The organism is Rhodoferax sp. (assembly GCF_037143375.1).
Lineage (GTDB): Bacteria > Pseudomonadota > Gammaproteobacteria > Burkholderiales > Burkholderiaceae_C > Rhodoferax.
Window position 1 is genome coordinate 1 of the sequence record NZ_JBAWYV010000251.1, and the last position, 3,266, is coordinate 3,266.

Genomic DNA, 3,266 nt, shown 5'->3' on the forward strand with positions numbered 1-3,266 from the left:
GCTATTTTTCGAGGAGATGTGTCACTCATGGGTAGTTCACAACTTTCTCAGTTTCTTATCATTACTCATCTAATTCCACCCTTGTTTTGATTGTGGCGTCGTTGGGTCGCCCGACATTCCTGCCAGGTAGCTTTCGTTGGGTTCTGAAACTTTTCAGAGTCGAGCACATTCTTGGTTTACCAGCACCACCAGCAGGGTGGCGAGCAGCAGGCTGGCTGCGGTTTTGAAGGTCAGTTTCATAAGAAAACTGCCTGTAACGCCTGGCAAGAAGATGAGTTCCGAAGGGTGGAAACAAAGCTTGAAAACTGGACTGACTGGCGGAGGATCCATTGACAGGTCATCACAGTGCAAGCGACGGGAGCGCGGTCGCAGGGAGATTTAGTCATTGCTGACCTCTGATTTTGCGGGACTCTCTCTTGAGACATCACGCTGCCGTCGGTGCAAGTTGCACCTTTGCAGCAACGTGCATCATCACACACAAACGTGCTTGATAGCTGAAAAAGATTGGCGCCGGCCTAGGGCGCCGTGCAACAAGGCACTTGCTCGGCTGCCGATCAGGCTTTTTTTCTGATTGCCATCGACCGGTTTTTCACCAAGCCACATGCGCAGCACCGAGGTAAATAAGTCTTCGCCGGCTATGACGCTGCCGCGCGCCAACCACATTGACCGTCATACGACCGCGCTTTACATTAAAGGTGAGGGTAATGTGGACATTGTCTTCAGCTCAGGCATTGTTGGCACTCACGCTGGTCCAGCGTCAAAAGTACATCCGTAAGGTTCATTTACAGACCGAATCAATCCAAAACTCAAAGTTGAAATGGTGCGCGCCAAAAGGTTGTATTGTTGACACTATGGAACCGTGCACACGAACCGCACATTTTGTGCGGTTCGTGTTCGACAACTCATTCGCAAGTCAAAGTGACGTAAACGTATGAGTTGGCTAGCCACTGAATAGGACTTCCCGTTACCCGCCTTTCGTGATGGTCGGCTATCGCTGCAGACCCGACCAAAACTTTCTGATTGCCAGCGTCAGCAATATGGCTTGACTGTTGCCACTTGAGTGACAGCTTTACGGAAGTCTGTTCCAGATTTTTTTGTATCCTGCAAGCCTTCACCCGTGAGTACCCGGCACCGGTGAAGACTGCCCTCCCCTTAAAAATCCCAATGACTTTATTCTCCACATGATCCGAATTTCAAAATATCTGCAATATCACAGCGAATGTTGAGCCTGCTTGGAGTTGTCACTGACAGAGGTTGCCTCCACGATCACATCCTTGCTCCGATGAGCCTGTGTCGCTTTTTGCACAGGCAAAATTCCTTTGACCACATCAATCAGACACAGCGCATAAGCTTCGCGCAAATCCATTGCCAAGTCTTTCTCAAAGCGTGACTTGAGGCTCAACACAACACCCGCCACTTGCTTTCGTACATCGCCCTCGGACTGCAAACGCTTGATATTTTTCTGTAGTCCATTGACCCAATCACATTGCTTGGCCGACCGGCCATCAACACCATCAGAAAGCGCCCTAGCCGTTTCATCCCAGTGCAACAACAGGCTATCCAGTCTGGCCGACATGGTGTCGACCAACGCTTGTTCACCCCCAGCACCTGCGCACATGGATGCCACCAAGCGCTCCAGAATCTTTTGATCCACCGAAGACAATCCCTTGGCCAAACTGACCGCCATATCGCTTGTGACCACCTGGCCAACCTGAAACAAGGCCCTGGCCCAGTGAAATAACAAGTGCGTGTCGGGCTCAACCGTACGTGTACCCCAGGTGCCGTGCGCGTGCACCAGTGCGGCTGCGCTGGCACACACATGGGTCGCTTGCATGTGGATTAGTTGATTCGCCTGTTGCCGACGCTTCATGCCGTCCAGTAGCGTCAGCATCGCCTTGTATTCGCCGCCCGGGGAATCCAGTTGCACGGTGATGCCGGAGAACTGATAGTAGTCAAAACCATAGTCCATTTCCTGTACCAACCGTTTAACTGACGCAGTGTTGATCGGCCCCGTCAATGTGATAGCCATTTTTTTTTCATTCATCGCCACTTCGATCGTTTCCATTAATTCCCCTTTGTATTTGAATGTTTGCGACTTTTTTATCCGTTGTCTTTAAATGCCGGCAGCGCTCGTTTTTCGTAGCGGTACATACCCCACGCGGCGTCACACAGGTAATAGGCATTCCCGACAGCCAGTTGCGCTGGCGGGCGAATATCAACCACGTGCGGACGTCCTGCGAGTGCCGGGGGAATCCATTCCTTGAGGGATCGATGGGTACTTGTATCAATTGAGCGATAGACAATCTTTGTCGCCGTGTTGGCGACGATGATGTCCACGGCCAAGCGGGGCGAACTCTCGCCGTTTTGCGTCAGTGCGTGTTCGATGGAGGTTAGAGACTGTGACGCGAGGACGCAATTGACGCGGTACGCGCGGCAGCGATCCAGAAATGACTGCTCACCCGTGTCACGGTCAGCTGTGATGAAGCGCTGGAACTCATCAGCGATGTACCCGATAGGTAGTGTCATGTCGCCACGTGACAAAACACCAGAAAAAAAGCGCGATTTCACCAACCGTCCGGTGATGTCACCAAAATGAGTTGAAGTCGGCTGGTACAAGAGCACTTTTCCCTGGGTTAACAACGATTCAATGCTGACATCGTCACTGTGCTCGTTGGCATATAAATCTGTATTGAGGGTGCCGACCACTTCGGGCGCACTCAGATCAAGACAAACTTGCGCTGAATTACTTACCCGGTAAAAGAGCTGATTGAGCAATTCTGAATCACTCAAAAACGGAGTGAACAAGGATTTCAAGCCATGCAGGCCCGGACACAATTCAATCAGCACGGTCGATGTCGCTGCCAGCCATTCAACATTGGCGCGTGAAATCACGGCATGCTTGAGCACCGCGTGGATGTTGCTCCACTGTGAGGCTCGGGTGTGGTCTTCCCCTTCCAGTAAAGATCGCACGACACCCCACAGCAAATAACCTGTTTGCAGCTGAAACCGGCGGTCCAGTTCCGCCATCTCAATATTGAGCCGGTTGCCTTTTTCTTGCCAAACTGATGATTCGCCTTGGGTCTTGAGTTGCACCATCCCCAACAGCGATCGGTAGCGGTCTTCGAGTCCCAAAACGCAATCCGGCGTGAACAAGGCCAATTTTTTACCTGCCCCCAGGCGAAACAGGCGCTCAGGCTGACCGTCCTGATGCAATGCGTCAGAGCAAACTGAGAGCAATTCTCCCTTCGGATCGATCACCAGCATCG

General features: G+C 51.9%; 3 protein-coding genes. All 3 read right to left on the bottom strand.

Annotation, left to right across the window (positions count from 1 at the left end):
- Positions 1 to 471 precede the first annotated feature (471 nt).
- Positions 472 to 663, bottom strand: coding sequence for a hypothetical protein (locus WCG50_RS18565; protein WP_336901082.1), 192 nt, complete (start codon positions 661 to 663; stop codon positions 472 to 474).
- A 547-nt stretch (positions 664 to 1,210) separates the two neighbouring features.
- Positions 1,211 to 2,065 carry an ATP-dependent Clp protease proteolytic subunit gene (locus tag WCG50_RS18570; RefSeq protein WP_336901083.1) on the bottom strand — a complete coding sequence of 285 codons (855 nt, stop codon included), beginning with the start codon at positions 2,063 to 2,065 and terminating at the stop codon, positions 1,211 to 1,213.
- Positions 2,066 to 2,100: 35 nt separating this feature from the next.
- On the bottom strand, positions 2,101 to 3,266 hold a 1,166-nt coding region (locus WCG50_RS18575; protein ID WP_336901084.1), incomplete at its 5' end, for a hypothetical protein.

Bases quoted from the DNA above. Each gene is read 5' to 3' on its own strand.
- WCG50_RS18565 (WP_336901082.1), bottom strand. From the start codon at position 663: ATGTGGTTGGCGCGCGGCAGCGTCATAGCCGGCGAAGACTTATTTACC.
- WCG50_RS18570 (WP_336901083.1), bottom strand. From the start codon at position 2,065: ATGGAAACGATCGAAGTGGCGATGAATGAAAAAAAAATGGCTATCACA.